General features: G+C 58.7%; 15 protein-coding genes, 2 tRNA genes and 1 pseudogene. 12 read left to right on the top strand and 6 right to left on the bottom strand.

Going from position 1 to position 15,953, the window contains the following annotated elements; all coding sequences use genetic code 11:
• The first annotated feature begins 159 nt into the window (after window positions 1–159).
• From CO655_RS26585 to CO655_RS26570, 4 genes are all read left to right on the top strand, one after another.
• Window positions 160–1,185, top strand: a complete 1,026-nt coding sequence (locus tag CO655_RS26585; RefSeq protein WP_097607087.1) for an amino acid ABC transporter substrate-binding protein — start codon at window positions 160–162, stop codon at window positions 1,183–1,185.
• 100 nt (window positions 1,186–1,285) lie between these two features.
• Complete coding sequence (locus tag CO655_RS26580; protein WP_097607086.1) at window positions 1,286–2,488, top strand: amino acid ABC transporter permease; 1,203 nt, start codon at window positions 1,286–1,288, stop codon at window positions 2,486–2,488.
• 1 nt (window position 2,489) lies between these two features.
• On the top strand, window positions 2,490–3,635 hold the full coding sequence (locus tag CO655_RS26575; protein WP_097607085.1) for an amino acid ABC transporter permease: 1,146 nt from the start codon (window positions 2,490–2,492) through the stop codon (window positions 3,633–3,635).
• 18 nt (window positions 3,636–3,653) lie between these two features.
• On the top strand, window positions 3,654–4,427 hold the full coding sequence (locus tag CO655_RS26570; protein ID WP_038688615.1) for an amino acid ABC transporter ATP-binding protein: 774 nt from the start codon (window positions 3,654–3,656) through the stop codon (window positions 4,425–4,427).
• A gap of 161 nt (window positions 4,428–4,588) precedes the next feature.
• On the opposite strand, the gene CO655_RS26565 is transcribed toward CO655_RS26570, so the two are convergent.
• The gene (locus CO655_RS26565) at window positions 4,589–5,152 is read right to left on the bottom strand and encodes a hypothetical protein (protein WP_097667394.1); all 564 of its coding nucleotides are present in this window, start codon (window positions 5,150–5,152) and stop codon (window positions 4,589–4,591) included.
• Between the two features lie 460 nt (window positions 5,153–5,612).
• Between CO655_RS26565 and CO655_RS26560 the strand changes: the two genes are divergently transcribed.
• From CO655_RS26560 to CO655_RS26535, 5 genes are all read left to right on the top strand, one after another.
• A complete protein-coding gene (locus CO655_RS26560) occupies window positions 5,613–6,056 on the top strand; it encodes a DUF3597 domain-containing protein (RefSeq protein ID WP_097607082.1) in 444 nt (147 codons plus the stop codon).
• A 205-nt stretch (window positions 6,057–6,261) separates the two neighbouring features.
• Window positions 6,262–6,573: a hypothetical protein gene (locus CO655_RS26555; RefSeq protein WP_097607081.1), complete on the top strand. Its 312-nt coding sequence runs from the start codon at window positions 6,262–6,264 to the stop codon at window positions 6,571–6,573.
• Window positions 6,574–6,773: 200 nt separating this feature from the next.
• Complete coding sequence (locus CO655_RS26550; RefSeq protein ID WP_097607080.1) at window positions 6,774–7,106, top strand: hypothetical protein; 333 nt, start codon at window positions 6,774–6,776, stop codon at window positions 7,104–7,106.
• A gap of 167 nt (window positions 7,107–7,273) precedes the next feature.
• Window positions 7,274–7,729: an Imm50 family immunity protein gene (locus tag CO655_RS26545; protein WP_097667393.1), complete on the top strand. Its 456-nt coding sequence runs from the start codon at window positions 7,274–7,276 to the stop codon at window positions 7,727–7,729.
• Window positions 7,730–8,501: 772 nt separating this feature from the next.
• A complete protein-coding gene (locus CO655_RS26535) occupies window positions 8,502–10,343 on the top strand; it encodes a right-handed parallel beta-helix repeat-containing protein (RefSeq protein WP_097607078.1) in 1,842 nt (613 codons plus the stop codon).
• Window positions 10,344–10,555: 212 nt separating this feature from the next.
• Here CO655_RS26535 and CO655_RS34405 read toward each other — a convergent pair.
• The 3 genes and pseudogenes from CO655_RS34405 to CO655_RS26525 all read right to left on the bottom strand — a co-directional run.
• Window positions 10,556–10,749 (bottom strand): annotated as a pseudogene (locus CO655_RS34405) (ATP-binding protein); the annotation flags it as partial.
• An 826-nt stretch (window positions 10,750–11,575) separates the two neighbouring features.
• Window positions 11,576–11,652 (bottom strand) — tRNA-Arg (locus CO655_RS26530).
• Window positions 11,653–11,709: 57 nt separating this feature from the next.
• Complete coding sequence (locus CO655_RS26525; protein WP_010004800.1) at window positions 11,710–12,015, bottom strand: ETC complex I subunit; 306 nt, start codon at window positions 12,013–12,015, stop codon at window positions 11,710–11,712.
• Window positions 12,016–12,675: 660 nt separating this feature from the next.
• Between CO655_RS26525 and CO655_RS26520 the strand changes: the two genes are divergently transcribed.
• A tRNA-Pro gene (locus CO655_RS26520) sits at window positions 12,676–12,752 on the top strand.
• A gap of 75 nt (window positions 12,753–12,827) precedes the next feature.
• On the opposite strand, the gene CO655_RS26515 is transcribed toward CO655_RS26520, so the two are convergent.
• Together CO655_RS26515 and CO655_RS26510 are read right to left on the bottom strand one after the other, a co-directional pair.
• The gene (locus CO655_RS26515; protein WP_097607077.1) at window positions 12,828–13,310 is read right to left on the bottom strand and encodes a DUF192 domain-containing protein; all 483 of its coding nucleotides are present in this window, start codon (window positions 13,308–13,310) and stop codon (window positions 12,828–12,830) included.
• Between the two features lies 1 nt (window position 13,311).
• Complete coding sequence (locus CO655_RS26510; protein ID WP_004675946.1) at window positions 13,312–13,890, bottom strand: cold-shock protein; 579 nt, start codon at window positions 13,888–13,890, stop codon at window positions 13,312–13,314.
• A 195-nt stretch (window positions 13,891–14,085) separates the two neighbouring features.
• Between CO655_RS26510 and gloA the strand changes: the two genes are divergently transcribed.
• Together gloA and CO655_RS26500 are read left to right on the top strand one after the other, a co-directional pair.
• Window positions 14,086–14,526 carry a lactoylglutathione lyase gene (gene gloA, locus CO655_RS26505; RefSeq protein ID WP_064683557.1) on the top strand — a complete coding sequence of 147 codons (441 nt, stop codon included), beginning with the start codon at window positions 14,086–14,088 and terminating at the stop codon, window positions 14,524–14,526.
• Between the two features lie 165 nt (window positions 14,527–14,691).
• Window positions 14,692–15,768 carry a D-Ala-D-Ala carboxypeptidase family metallohydrolase gene (locus tag CO655_RS26500; RefSeq protein WP_097607076.1) on the top strand — a complete coding sequence of 359 codons (1,077 nt, stop codon included), beginning with the start codon at window positions 14,692–14,694 and terminating at the stop codon, window positions 15,766–15,768.
• The last annotated feature ends 185 nt before the right edge of the window (window positions 15,769–15,953 follow it).

Here is a 15,953-nt window from a genome sequence, read left to right as displayed (position 1 = left end):
GCCGCAATTATTGATGGCGACACTTGACCATAGTGACATTTGCGACTGTGATAGACCCACTCGCGCCGGGAGGGTGTCGAGACGCTTGGGGAGGCCGACGCAACGTTCAGGCGCACTCCCCACAAGATAAAGATAAGACAACGGAAAAAGGTTGGGAAAATGAAGAATAAGCTCCTGTCCGCCGCCATCGGCGCAGCGGTTTTGGCACTTGGCGCATCGGCAGCCTCGGCCACCACTCTCGGTGACGTCAAGGCGAAGGGTTTCGTACAATGCGGCGTCAATACCGGCCTGGCCGGCTTTGCTGCACCCGACGCTTCCGGCAATTGGGCCGGCTTCGACGTCGATTTCTGCAAGGCCGTCGCTTCAGCCGTCTTCGGCGACCCCACGAAGGTGAAGTTCACCCCGCTCAGCGCCGCCAACCGTTTCCCGGCGCTTCAGTCCGGCGAAGTCGATGTTCTGGCCCGTAACACGACCTGGTCGATCAACCGCGACACCGCTCTCGGCCTGAACTTCCGTTTCGTCAACTATTATGACGGCCAGGGCTTCATGGTCCGCAAGAGCCTGAACGTGAAGTCGGCGCTCGAGCTTTCCGGCGCATCCGTCTGCGTACAGTCGGGCACCACCACCGAGCTCAACCTCGCCGACTACTTCAAGGCAAACAACCTCCAGTACAATCCTGTTGTTTTCGAAAAGCTGGATGAGGTCAATGCGGCCTATGACGCCGGCCGCTGCGACGTCTACACGACCGACCAGTCCGGTCTCTATTCGCTGCGCCTGACGCTGAAGAACCCCGACGAGCATGCGATCCTGCCGGAAATCATTTCCAAGGAGCCGCTCGGCCCGGCCGTTCGCCAGGGCGACGACCAGTGGTTCGATATCGTCAGCTGGGTTGGCTATGCGCTGATCAATGCTGAAGAGTTCGGCATCACCCAGGCCAATGTCGACGACATGAAGAACTCGCCGAACCCTGATATCAAGCGCTTCCTCGGCGTCGAGGCGGACACCAAGATCGGCACCGATCTCGGCCTGACCAATGAATGGGCCTACAACATCATCAAGAACGTCGGCAATTACGGCGAAGTCTTCGAGCGCAATGTCGGCCAGGGCAGCCAGCTGAAGATTGCGCGCGGCCTCAATGCTCTGTGGAACAAGGGCGGCATCCAGTACGCTCCGCCGGTTCGCTGATCGGCACGACGCATGAAAGCGGGAAAGGCGGGCAACCGCCTTTCCTCCTCCTATAAAAAAGCTCCGAAAAGGAGCGCATAACATGGGGAATTGGCCAGGCATGACGCATCATGTTGCGGATTCGGCACCATTGCCTAGGAGCGGCTGGAGCTTCCAGTCCGCCCTCTACGACCCGAAAATTCGGGGCATTTTCTTCCAAGTTCTTACCATCGTGTTGCTGGTCACCCTCATCTGGTGGATTGCTCACAACACGGCAGTCAATCTGGCGCGTGCCAACATCGCTTCAGGTTTCGGTTTTCTGAACAGCCGCGCCGGCTTTGAGGTCGGTCAATCGCTGATCGCCTATTCCAGCGATTCGACCTACGGACGCGCGCTGCTCGTCGGCCTTCTGAACACGATCCTGATCGCAGTGACCGGCATCATCACCGCGACCATCATCGGCTTCATCATCGGCATCGGCCGCCTGTCGCGGAACTGGCTGATCGCCAAGCTCTGCACGGTATATGTCGAAGTCTTCCGCAATATCCCGCCGCTGCTGGTGATCTTCTTCTGGTATTCGGGCGTTCTGGCGATTTTGCCCAATGCGCGCGAATCGCTGCAGCTGCCGTTCGGCTCCTTCCTCAACAATCGCGGTCTCTCGTTCCCGAAACCGATCTTTGGAGAAGGTTTCTGGATCGTCGGCGTCGCCTTCCTGATCGCGATCGTCGCCGTTGTCATAACCGCGCGCTGGGCGCATCGCCGGCAGGCTGCGACGGGTCAGCCGTTCCACACGATCTGGGCTTCGCTCGGCCTGCTTATCGGCCTGCCGCTGCTCGCCTTCCTGGTTGCCGGAGCGCCGCTCTCCTTCGATTATCCGATTGCGGGCAAATTCAATCTGAGCGGCGGCTCCGTGGTCGGCCCCGAATTCATGTCGCTTTTCCTGGCGCTTTCCTTCTACACCGCGGCCTTCATCGCCGAGATCGTGCGCTCGGGTATCCGCGGCGTAGCGAAAGGGCAAACGGAAGCGGCAGCCGCGCTCGGTCTGTACCCTTCGTCGATCACCCGGCTTGTGGTTATTCCGCAGGCTTTCCGCATCATCATTCCGCCGCTGAGCAGCCAGTATCTCAACCTCACCAAGAACTCGTCGCTCGCGATCGCCATCGGCTTTGCCGATCTCGTCGCCGTCGGCAGCACGACGCTGAACCAGACCGGTCAGACCGTCGAGGTAATCCTGATCTGGATGGTCGTTTACCTCGGCCTCAGTATCGTGACTTCGCTGTTCATGAACTGGTTCAATGCCAAGATGGCGCTGGTGGAGAGGTAAGATGAGCAACAGTTTCGTCAGAACCGCCATACTGGCGCCCGAGCCGCCTCCCCCAGGAGAAAAAGGCATGGTCGCTTGGATTCGTCGCAACCTGCTTGCGACACCCAAGGACATGGTCCTTACCATCCTGGCGCTGGTCGTCGTCGGCTGGGCCCTCCTGCACGCGATCGACTGGCTCTTCGTGCAGGCGGTTTGGACCGGCCCGGACCGCACCTTCTGCGCCACTGCCGTACAGGGCGGCATCCAGCCGGATGGCTGGAACGGTGCATGCTGGGCCTTCGTCAACGCCAAATTCGACCAATTCATTTTTGGCCGTTATCCGCTCGACGAGCGCTGGCGCCCGACGCTGGTCGGCATTCTTTTCGTACTTCTGCTGGTGCCGATGCTCATCCCCTCGGCGCCACGCAAGGGCATCAACGCCCTCCTGCTCTTCGGCGTGCTGCCGATCGTTTCCTTCTTTCTGCTTTACGGCGGATTCGGGCTGGAAATCGTCGAGACACCGCTCTGGGGCGGGCTGCTGGTGACGCTGGTGCTCTCCTTCGTGGGCATCGCCGTCTCCTTCCCGCTCGGCATCATCCTGGCGCTCGGAAGGCGCTCGCAAATGCCGGTCATCCGCACGGTCTGCATCGTCTTCATCGAGGTCGTCCGCGGCGTGCCGCTGATTACGGTCCTCTTTATGGCGAGCGTCATGCTGCCGCTTTTCCTGCCTGCCGGCTGGACGGTGGACAAGCTCTTGCGCGCGATCATCGGCGTATCGATCTTTGCCTCCGCCTATATGGCGGAAGTCATACGCGGCGGCCTCCAGGCCATTCCCAAGGGGCAGTTCGAAGGAGCGGATTCGCTGGGGCTGGGCTACTGGCAGAAGATGCGGTTGGTCATCATGCCGCAAGCAATCAAGCTGGTGATCCCTGGCATCGTCAACACCTTCATCGGCATGTTCAAGGACACCTCGCTGGTTTCGATTATCAGCATGTTCGACCTTCTCGGCATCGTTCGCCTCAACTTCGTCGATCCGAACTGGGCGACCGCAGTAACGCCGCTGACGGGACTGATATTTGCCGGCTTCGCCTTCTGGCTTTTCTGCTTCGGCATGTCGCGCTATTCAGCATTCGTCGAACGTCACCTCGACACCGGCCACAAACGATAAGAATGAGGGAAAACAATCATGGCTGAAGCTCCAGCTAAAAAGCTCACCGTTTCCGCAACGGAAGTGGCGATCGAAATCATCAACATGAACAAGTGGTACGGCGATTTCCACGTGTTGCGCGACATCAACCTGAAGGTCATGCGCGGCGAGCGCATCGTCATCGCCGGGCCGTCGGGTTCCGGCAAATCGACGATGATCCGTTGCATCAACCGCCTGGAAGAGCATCAGAAGGGCCAGATCATCGTCGACGGCACCGAGCTCACCAACGATCTGAAGAAGATCGATGAAGTCAGGCGCGAAGTCGGCATGGTGTTCCAGCACTTCAACCTCTTCCCGCACCTGACGATCCTCGAAAACTGCACGCTGGCGCCGATCTGGGTGCGCAAGATGCCGAAGAAGCAGGCGGAAGAGATTGCCATGCACTTCCTGAAGCGCGTCAAGATCCCCGAACAGGCCAACAAATATCCAGGTCAGCTTTCCGGTGGTCAGCAGCAGCGCGTGGCGATCGCCCGGTCGCTCTGCATGAACCCGAAGATCATGCTGTTCGACGAACCGACTTCGGCGCTCGATCCTGAGATGATCAAGGAAGTGCTCGACACCATGGTGGGGCTTGCCGAGGAAGGCATGACCATGCTTTGCGTCACGCATGAAATGGGCTTTGCCCGCCAGGTCGCCAACCGCGTCATCTTCATGGATCAGGGCCAGATCGTCGAACAGAATTCGCCGGCCGAATTCTTCGACAATCCGCAGCACGAACGCACCAAGCTGTTCCTGAGCCAGATCCTGCACTGACCGGAATGCTAAAGCGCGTCGCGATCTTTCAGATTCGCTTGCCACGCCTTAGGTCTTTGTTTTTACGCATGTCTTTATCGTAAAACCGCTGCACACTTTTGCGAGACATGCTCTAAGTTTAGGATCCGCCGCGCCCTTTGGGTTCGGCGGGTCTTTCATGTTCAGCGGGAGGCCGTCGCCTGCAACAGACTGCAGAGACCGGCAAGGCCGGAATCGCCACCGCCTGACGCGGAGAGATCGACGCAACGAACGAGCATCTTGCGCTGTTCTTCGACGGGCCTGCTGCGGAAGAGTTCCACGATACGCGCCTCGGAGGTGTTGAGAGTGCCGTAAGCCGCGGACCTTTCGCCGCCTTGCTCCTCCGCCCCGCCGAGAGCGAGATTGGCATCGACCCGGCTGCTGCGTCCGATCGAAGCCGTGGCATTGGCGTCAATTCCATCGGAACCGCCGAGCCGGGCATTGGCGTCTGCGTCGAGACCACTGCCGCCACCGGCATCAGCACTCACATCGGCATTGATGCCGTCTGAGCCGCCGACGGAGGCATCGGCGTCTGCAGCGATGCCGCTCCCTCCGCCGAGCGACGCGCCGGCATCGGCGCTGACGGCATTGCCTGTAGTCACCGACACGCCGACATCGACCGCATGCGCCTTGCCTGCCGGCATGGCAAGGAGGGCGCAAGTCGACGCAAGCACCGCAAGCGATAGTCCGTGATGATTATGGGTCATGTTTCTTCCTCCGTTTTCATTCGCCGGCGATCTCTCCGGCAGTTGAAAATCGAGGGACGCGCGTACCTTCGATCATTTGGACGCCTGCTGACTGCAGGCGATCCGTGGCAAGGCAACGTGGTGGGATGCGGAATGTTTCAGCACGTCGCACAGCTGGCCGATTTAATCGCCGGCAATGATCTTTACGGTTATCGAAATACGAATTTCCTGACCGATTGCGCCAAAACGGAGCATATCCTGAGACATTTGCAGCGGCGACCGAAACTATAGCTTCCGGTCGCACTCCATATCTTCATCCTGTCGCAGAACCTCTTCAAAAAAATCGGGTACAGCTATCCGAGGAATTTATTTTTCTGCCGACGATTGGACCTGCGAAAATAGCTTCTCTCTTGTCTGGATAAGTCCGTCCGGCACTCCATGTTTCAGCATGTTCTCATTTAGTGAAACTGGAGATTCAAGGATGGGCATTTTCGACAAAATCAAACATGCAATCTTCGGAGAAGCAAAAGCAGCCGAACCGGCCGCAGCCGGCGCGCCAAAGACACCGCCCGCCCAGGCTCCCGTTTCGCCGTCGGCAGCGCCCAGTCCGGCGCCTACGGCCTCCCCCGCTCAGAGCAAACCGCCCAGCGCCCCAGCCACAGCCGCCGCGGTCGATATCGTCCCTATCCTCGACGCCGCTGTCAAAAAGAGCGGCCAGAAACTCGATTGGCGTCACTCGATCGTCGACCTGATGAAAGCCGTCGGGATGGATGCGAGCCTGACCGAGCGCAAGGAGCTCGCCGCCGAACTCGGCTATACCGGCGACACCAACGATTCCGCAAAAATGAATATGTGGCTGCACAAGGCGCTGATGAAGCGGCTTTCGGAAAATGGCGGCAAGGTACCGGCCGATCTCCTGGATTGATCCACCGAGAGGAGGGATACTGCCGCCGCGCTGCGGCGGCAGTATCCTGTTCTAAATTAAAGAGTTAGAGCATGATGTCGTCCGAAAATCGCTCACACTTTTCGGCTTCATGCCCTAACAGTGCGCCCCTCTTGCCCGCAGGCGTTGAAACAAATAACCTCCCGTTCGATTACTTCGATGATCGATCAAGGGAGAATTAAATCCAATGAGATTGATGGCAGTCGTTGGCGTTGCACTTGGCCTGGGCTGTATTTCGGCCGCAGAATCTCCTTCAAACTATCAATCCTATAGCGGCGTTCGGGTCGACACCGACCCGGTCCTTCTGACCCGATACGACAAGGCACTCCGCTGGTGCGTTCCGGAAGCAGGTTCATGGCAACGCGGCTCGCCGAATCCACAGAGCCTGCATTACAATGCGGCGCTCAGAAACTGCCTTTACAGACGCGGCTTCGTCGACCGCGGCGTCTACGCCTACCCCATTCCCAAGGTTTACTTCGATCATTTCCTGGATCGCTGAGAAGAGCTTAAGCTCGCGACAGCTGGGAATGCGATCATAATAACCCTTCCGAAATTCCGGCCGCAGCTGCGGCGCAATTGGCAAATCGCTTCTACCTCCAGCGAAATCCTAGTGATTTCGCGCAGGGTCTTTCCGGTGTCACGCGAATCGAAATAAACATCGGACGCCGATCATTGGGGTAATAAGGGAATAGAATAATAATGCGCGCTCGTACCATAACAGTATTAATTGCCATGGGACTTCTGACTGCCTGCGTGCCGACGCGCCAGGACTATGATGCATACGTCACATTGCTGCAGGGCAGCTCAAGAGCAAGAAACGAAGCAACCAAAGATTGCGTGAGGGGCTTCGATGGAAAGTCCAGTCGCAACCTCGGCATTTTGACAAACACATCGGACAAAGACGCTGTGCGCGTTGGTTGCGATCGTTTTATCGCAGCGGTCGTTTCCGGTCGCGCCACCTATGACGACGTCGTTGACATCAAACGCCAACGGCCTACTCCCAAAATAATCAAAATTTTCCAAGGTCGCTAAACAAGATCGCGCGGCGGCTTGCGGCCTCAAGCTCGCAAGCCGTCGACAACGCGTCCGAAGCGAAGCCGCCGCCCAGAAGCGACGGACACGATGCACTGAGGGCCGATTGTCACACCGTCTGAGATTGCTATCGTGTGGCATCACCAATCTGACGTGTGAGGTGAGAGATGGCCTACGAGAAGATTGCAGGGGGTCCGGAACTGCTGGCCTGGTTCGGCCAGAAGCCGACCTTTCATGACGCGGAAATTCTGAGCCTCTCGCTCAATCGCACTGGGGTCAGCGAGTTGACGATTCACGGCTGGATCGGCACCGATGCTGTTGATCAAGATGGATACTGCATCCTTGACAAGCATGCAGTCGTCACTTTCGCCTTCGAAGATATTATGGACCTGCAGTTGGACGGCTTCAGCCACCAGAACGTGATCAATGGTCTCGTCCTCCGCTACGCAACAGATCGCGGTCGAGCTGGCTACTATGCCCTTCCAAAAGGACCGGAAGACATCGAAATCGAGCTCCGCCCCTGTTACGGGCTGGATGGTTTCATCCGCGCGAAGAAAGTCACCGTGACGTTCCGTCCGGGTCGGCCTGCTGACGACAGACCAACTGCCGCAGCGGTCCCTTGAGCAAATCTTTGCTTCTCGACTTTGTCCCAACTCCTAGTCTGTCCTGGCACTTCTCCTGTGACATCAGTCGGCAACGGGTTTGCGCGGCTAGCAATTGACCGAGTGATGCGCGTGCTGCGGTTCGCGCTGCAATGTTGACGGTCGCTCCAAAGAGATCGCCTGCTCTGCGGATAACTGGGCCGTGGTTCAGCCCACTCGAGTGAGTGGTTGGTGTTCCTTGCGGCATGCCTGCGGCAGCTTTCCGAGTACCTCGCTCGTTGCATCGGGCTCAAGAAACGAGACCATTGCCGTATCGCCAATTCCCTTAATCGGGGGCTCATTTTGAAATTCGAGGTGCGGGCGATTCTACGATCATGCCCTCCTTACCATGTCGATAAGTATCACTTTTGAGGGCGAAATTGCCCTAAAATCGTTAAATTCACAAAAAATACAGATTCCGCCTTTGGCCTGAGGAAATCCGCACACGCCCATCAAGTTTTTGTAATGTTTTCAATCCGTGCATGTCGCTATAGTTGCAGAAAGAATAATTCGCGGTGTGCGAGATAGAAATACTGCCACAATTTGAGATACTCGAAATTCCGCAAATATTTCAAAATGTAACTCCCGAGTGATCGAGACATTATGGCAGCAATATGGCCATACTTCTCAAGTACTTACCGCCGAGATGCTGTTGCACTTTCCCAAGATGACGTCCTATAACCCCCGCCGTAACGGCTGATTAGCTAAAAAATATTAACTGACAAACGCAACGTCAGAGTTGAGGAACAGGACTATGACAACATACTACGTATCGACGACCAGCAGCGGCGGAAACGGCAGTGCCTCTTCTCCCTTTCGCACGATCAGTGAGGCGATGAGGGCGGACCTTAAGCCAGGCGACGAGGTCGTGGTGAAGCCGGGGACCTACAACGAGAGCATCAACTTCGATAAGGACGGCTCGGCAGCAGGCGACATCACGCTCCGCTCGGAAGTGCCCGGCGCAGCACTGATCCGGCCGCCCGCAGGCTCGTACACCGGGATCAGTGTCAACGCCAACTACGTGACAATCGATGGCTTCGACATCAAGGGCGGCAACGGTGACGGCATCGAAGGGAACAACGTCCACCACGTCTCAATTCTCAACAACAAGGTGCACGACAGTGGGGAGTCGGGCGTTCAGTTCAACTATTCTGACTTCATCAGGATCGAAGGGAACGAGACCTACAACAATGCGTCGTCGGGCTGGTACTCGGGCATCTCGATCTACCAGAACCGGAACATCACCGGCGATACCTCGACGGAGGGCTACCGGACGATCGTGCGTGACAACATCTCGCACGACAACGTCACGAAGACGGGTGCGCACACCGATGGTAACGGTATCATCATCGACGATTTCCAGAGCACGCAGACGAGCGGTCATCCGAACTACACGTTCAAGACCCTGGTCGAGAACAACCTCGTCTACGAGAACGGCGGCAAAGGCATTCAGGTTGCCTGGAGCGACTCCGTCACGGTGCAGAACAACACCGCATACCACAACAATCAGGACCCGCTGAACGACGGCACCTGGCGCGGCGAACTCAGCAACGCGCAGTCGAGCAACAACACCTGGGTCAACAACATCGCCGTAGCGGACCCATCGGTCAACTCGAACAACACTGCGATCGATAACACGTCCTACGGCGGCTACACCAACCAGAACACCGTCTGGGCCAACAACATCACCTTCAACGGCACGGCCGGCCAGGCCTCGGTCAGGACCGACGGCGGCAACGCGACGCCGAGCGCGGCGAACGGCAACAAGCTCGGCATCGACCCGCATTTCGTGAATGCAGCGAACGGCGACTTCCACCTCGCCTCGGGCTCGGCGGCGATCGACAGCGGAACCATCAAGTACGGCGTCGACTCGGCCGATCTGGACGGCGACGCTCGCGTCGTTGGAACTATCGATATGGGCGCCTACGAATCGGGCTCCGCCCCGGTATCGGGAACGCCGACCACGCCGACGCAGCCGGCAGCGCCAACCACGCCGACGGAACCGACAGCGCCAACCACGCCGACGGAACCGACAGCGCCAACCACGCCGACAGCTCCGACAGCGCCGACCGCGCCGACCCAACCGACAACGCCGACCACATCGACGAAGGTATACACCGGCACCGATGGCAACGACTACCTGCCACACACCGGTCAGTCCAACGGCGGCAACGAGACCTTCAAGGGTCTCAGCGGCAATGACGTGCTGAAGGGCGGCGCCGGCTCGGACGTCCTCATTGGTGGTGCCGGAAGGGACTTCATGAGCGGTGGCACCAGCTCGGATACGTTTGCGTTCAAGACAGCGACGGAGACCGGGTCCGGCTGGGCCCGCGACATCATCACCGACTTCCAGCACGGCACCGATAAGATCGACGTCTCGGCGATCGATGCGAACGGCTCTGCGCAGGGCGATGCAACCTTCCATTTCCAGGCGCAGGAGAATGCCTTGTTCGACAAGAAGGCTGGCGCGCTCGCTTGGCACTACCAGGACGACGCTACCGTTATCCAGGCCGATTTGAACGGCGACGGTGTTCATGACTTCGAAATTCAGCTGAAGGGCCATGTCCAGCTGGGTGCAGGCGATTTTCTCCTGTAACGATACCCGTTGCGGCGGTCGTCCGACCGCCGCAACAATCGTGCCAACAATCCGGAAATATGTCGACGGCGGAGTAAAATCCGCCACACGGCGCGCAAACTTCGGTTTACTTCAGCGCGTGGATGAGCAAGCTGGGAGGGCATAGCCCGAGCGGCGATCCCATCCGCGCGCTGTAATTTTTTTGACGGGTGTCGGCCGGCCTTTCCGGTGCCGCTTTGCGCGAGGCGATAGCGGTCGTCGTACATCTCGCGGATGTTGACGTGGCGGGTGACGCGATCGAGCAGAGCGCCGGTCGGGCGCCATACGGGGCCGTGCATTCGTCGAACGGAAGGCTGCTGGTGATCAAGGTGGCAATGCGTTCGTGGTGTTGCGATATCAGCTCGAGCAATAATTCCGCAGCGGTCTCGTGCCTTCCCGCGTTAGATTGAAGATTTCTGCAGAGCGGGTTTTCGTCGGGGTAAGGCGACTGGCGAAAGGCATACCCAAAGGCGCGTTAACTCAATCGCTTTTGATCGGGGCGTGCGGTCTACAATCTCACTCGCAATTTGCAACCACAGTGATATCTTTACCCGCGCACCCCGTTGCCGTGCCGAACCCGCTCTCATCGGCCTGGACAACACTGTGGGGTCCATGTGATACGGGTAGCGGCTTTCGGGGGAGCGCCACAGCCAAGCGAAACCGTATCAGGTCAAGCGAGGCCCGTCGGGAACATCGGTAGTCGTCGATGATCGTCCATGTTGCCGTGACGGCCGGACATCCGTCCTTCGGGCGCAGTCCAGAACGGGCTTTTCCACGAGGGAGCAGCTGCATGTTGATGCCAAAATCTGGACCCGGGACGACCTATTGAAGGGCTGCGCTTCGGACTGAGGGGAAAATGTTTGCATTTATGGGCGAGTGGCCAAGTTGGGCCGTGTAAACTTCTATCGTCTGAGCGACACAGTCCCCACCGCTAGCGGGGAAGTGATGAAGGCTGGGCTGGGCGAAGAGGCGTGCAACTTTTGGAAGCCCAAATAAGGCCGGTGAATTTACGTCAGCCTTGTATGATTACACATTCAAAGACGGGCATTCGAGCTTTGTGTTAAATGCCCATGAATGCGAGTGAAGCACCGTTGGGCAAAAGGTCCGGCAATACATCGCGGACAAAATCAGTGCTAGAAGCCCTTCTGCGAAAACCATCAGATGTTCGTAGTAGGTGGCCGAAGAGAAGAAGGACGGCTAACTCTTTGAAATGATGGCGACCCCTGCAGGAATCGAACCTGCGACAACCTGCTTAGAAGGCAGGTGCTCTATCCAGCTGAGCTAAGGGGCCGTCTGTTGGCCGCGTTTACGAAGCGCGACCGGATGCGGCATATGTGGACGAGAAATCTCAATGCGTCCAGGGCTGCGTGCGGGTATAGCGGAAATTATCCGGATAGGCCACGACCTGGCGCGCCGGGTCCTTCGGGGCGATGACGCGATATTCGATACCGTTGCGCTGGGCATAGGCTTCGGCAAGCGCCTGCGTTTCGAAGGTGAGTTTTACCTGCTGGCGCATATCGCCCGAGGAGGTGTAGCCCATGATCGGATCGATCTTGCGGGGTGACTCCTGATCGAATTCAAGCACCCAGAGATGGGTCTTGGCCTTGCCGGACTGCATGGCGGTCTTAGCAGGACGATAGATCTTGGCAGGCATGACTGCGGCATCTCCGAATATGCGGGGACTGCGCCCGCCTTTCATGGTCTCAATCCCGTCGCCGGGCCTCGCTTCGTCGCCAGGGATAACGCGAAGAGATGAATTTTGCTTATCCGCGAATCCCCGTTTTTTCAAGAAAAAAGGCAGTGCGCGACGCCCTGCCCTCCCGCCTCGGTGATGAGGCGATCATACGGAAACGGGGATTTCGGCGAACGCCGCAGCCACGAATATTCCGCCAGGTGTTCAGCCGCCGCTCAAAGCGCAGGAATTCCGGCCGAGTTGCGCAATATTACCGATCGTCTCATGTTGTGATCACAACCCGATTGCCGCGGTCGGCCCCCGGCATTATTTACAGCTCAATTAATTTCATGGATTTGCGCGCATGATGAGACGTTCGGCAGAGTTCAACGCCATTGTGATAGGAGCCGGCATTACCGCGTTCTTCTATGTCGCCATCAGCTACGCCCAATATATCGGCCTGCTCGGCCGCGGCTAAGGCGGAACCGTGCCGACGTCCAGTTGCGCCTTGCAGGCAAATTGACGGCCTTTCGAGATTTTCCGTATTGCATCCACAGGCCCGGTGAGAAATCTCCGCGCAGAGCCGGATTTATGGGTTGCGAGGGCGAAGTGAACCGTGTATTCCCCCTGCCAATCACGGCACGGAGTGTAGCGCAGTCTGGTAGCGCATCTGGTTTGGGACCAGAGGGTCGGGAGTTCGAATCTCTCCACTCCGACCATTCAATATCCTGATATTCTCGAGTTTCCTGATAGCCGCGACGCAGCAGCCCGCGGGCGCACGAGCTTGCGCGCCGTCACTTCGCCTTTGTCGTCGTCGCGCTCATGATCCTGTCGCCCACCTTGATCCCCAATTTGCCGACGATGCCGGCGTTGAGTTCAACGACGTATTTCACCGGGCTCATCGAATCGATGATGTCGCGCGAATAGGGCGTTGCGTTTTCCTTGATGTGGCGGATCGTGCCGGAATTGTCGGCAAAGAGCATGTCGAGCGGCAGAATGGTGTTTTCCATCCACATGGCGACGCGCCGCGGTTCGCCGAAATCGAAGATCATGCCGGCGTCATCGGCCATCGTCTTGCGAAACATCAGTCCATGGGCGCGCTGGTCGGCGGTCACTGCGACCTCGACGGTGAAATGCAGCGTCTTGCCGGCGGCCGTCTGGATGAGCAGCGGCTCCTTGTCGAACCGCATCGGCTCCTCAGCCAGGGCCGGCAGGGCGACCAAGAAAAAAAGCGCCGTGATGGCGCTTCTGATCGCATGAAGGACGAGCCCCCGCATCTTAGTGCGACCGGCTGGCCGGGCTCGGAATATCGGGGTGGATCTCTGCGGCCATCAGGCCCTTTTCGCCGTCGCCGAAGCGGACGAGAACCACCTGGCCGGGGCGCAGCTCGGTGAGGCCGAAACGGCGAAGCGTTTCCATATGCACGAAGATATCTTCCGTGCCCTCGCCGCGCGTCAGGAAGCCGAAGCCCTTGGTGCGGTTGAACCACTTGACGAGCGCACGCTCGAGCCCGCTGGTGGCGGTGACCTGCACATGGGTGCGGACCGGGGGCAGCTGCGAGGGATGAACCGCGGTCGATTGATCCATCGAAAGGATCTTGAAAGCCTGGTAGCCGCGCTCGCGGCGCTGGATGAGGGCAACTATGCGCGTTCCCTCGAGGATCGTCTGGTAACCGTCGCGGCGCAGGCAGGTCACGTGCAGGAGAACATCCTGCATGCCATTGTCCGGCACGATGAAGCCGAAGCCCTTGGCGACGTCGAACCACTTGACGACCCCGGTGATTTCAACAAGATCGACCGTCTCTGACGACAGCTCGTCGAGATCGGTGTATTCATTCGATGAAATCCTATCAGCCATAGTCGCCAGCCCCTCGAATACGCGTCACACTGTTACGGTTAACTGATTCTTGAAATCAAGATTAACATCTTGGTAACGGATAAGCGCAAGTCCTAGTTTTCGGTTATTCCCAGCTGCACATTTTATCATGTTGACTTGCCCGAAGCTGACCACGGCTTGCCGTTAAGGGCCAGCCCCAATAAAGGAGTAGATAGAATGCGTTATCTTCATACGATGGTTCGAGTCCGAGACCTGGACGCTTCGCTCGCCTTTTATACCACCCTGTTCGGGCTAGAAGAGATTCGCCGCCACGAAAACGAGAAGGGCCGTTTCACCCTGGTTTTCCTGGCTGCCCGCGACGATCTCGAGCGTGCGCGCAGCGAAAAAGCGCCCTGCCTCGAGCTTACCTACAACTGGGATACAGAGGATTACAGCGGCGGACGCAACTTCGGCCATCTCGCCTATGAAGTCGACGACATCTATGCAATCTGCCAGAAGCTGATGGACAACGGCATCACTATCAACCGGCCGCCGCGCGACGGCAACATGGCCTTCGTGCGCTCGCCCGACGGCATCTCGATCGAAATCCTGCAGAAGGGAAGCCCGCTTCCAGCCGCTGAACCCTGGGCTTCCATGGGCAATACCGGCGCCTGGTAAGGGTTTTCGCCGCAAGGCTTTTGCGAAGCTTGCGGCTTTTGCGATTTCGGATCCGGCCGGCGCCGTGGCGCTTGCCGCGACCCGGCCCTGCAGGCAATCTCCAGCTGACTCGACGCGGAAGATGGCGATTTCGGCCGTTTTCCGCATCAACTGGAGACTGGTCGCTTGCGTAACAATGAGATGCGGATGCCTGTAACGGGGGCTTTGCTGATCGCCACGTCGATGCTGGCGCTGTCTGGCTGCGCGTCGAACAAGAAGGCGCTCGACTCAGCCGCCGCGGTTCCGGTGGTTCCGGCAACGGCGGCCGCAGCGCCCCAGCTTGGCGCGACAGCGCCCGCGAAATCTGCGCCACGCTCGGTCTATACCGACCCCCGGCTCGTCAACGTCTCCGGCGCCCAGGCCGCGCCCCAGGGCGTGGCAGCGGATTCGAATGCCACGGTTCCGCCGGCCGATCCGGCAATGGCAGCGCCTGCCAATATCGGCGGGCTGGTCATGCAGTCGACACGGATCAACGCGCAGGCGATGAGCATCTTTTCGGATCACCAGCCGCTGCCGCAAAACAACAGCACGTCCACCATTATCCAGCCGCAAGCCTATGCGCCGACGGAAGGCGTGGCACCGACAAGAAGCAGCGTCTACAGCCAGCCTGCGGTGCCCGCACAGCCGGCGACGCCGGTGCTGCCGCAGCAATCCTCGGAGAACTCTGGCACGCAACCTCTCCCCGTGCAAACCGCCTCGGTGGCGACAGGCGGCATTCCGGCCTCGACGACGAACGCGCTCTACAGCGCGCCGAAGCAGAACCTGCTCGGCAGCCTCTCCGGCCTCCTGCACAAGGCCGCTCTGCCCGGCATGACGCGTGTCGCGCCGAACGGGCTGCACGTCCAGAACGATCATGTCGAGGTCGGCTGCTTCAAGCCCGACCTGTTGAAAGTGATCAAAACGGTCGAAAACCACTTCGGCCGGCCCGTCATCGTCACCTCAGGCTATCGCGACGAAGAGCATAACCGCCTGGTCGGCGGCGCTGACGAATCGATGCACAAGAGCTGCGAGGCCGCCGACATCCAGATCGACGGCGTGTCGAAATGGGATATCGCCGCCTATATCCGCTCCTTGCCGGATCGCGGCGGCGTCGGCACCTATTGCCACACGGATTCCGTCCATCTCGACACCGGCAAGAGCCGCGACTGGAATTGGGGCTGCGGCGGCAAACGCGCGCCCATGACGACCGCCAGAGCGATCTGATATCGCCCGCATGGAACGGCGTCACGTTACGTCAGCCTGGTTTGCCGCGCTTCCGGCAAGCCATACAAGCTGTTGATTCGGCAGCGGTAATATCCAATGCTGCGACCGCGAAAATATCTGTCATTTTTTTGAAAAAAATCGAATTTGCCGCTTGCGGCTTTTGAAGGTGCTGACTATAAGGGCGC

The sequence above is a fragment of the Rhizobium sp. M1 genome (assembly GCF_002531805.1).
In the GTDB taxonomy this organism is placed as follows: domain Bacteria; phylum Pseudomonadota; class Alphaproteobacteria; order Rhizobiales; family Rhizobiaceae; genus Rhizobium; species Rhizobium etli_C.
The sequence above is the reverse complement of the archived record's forward strand: the minus strand, read 5'-3'. Positions and strand labels throughout refer to the sequence as shown.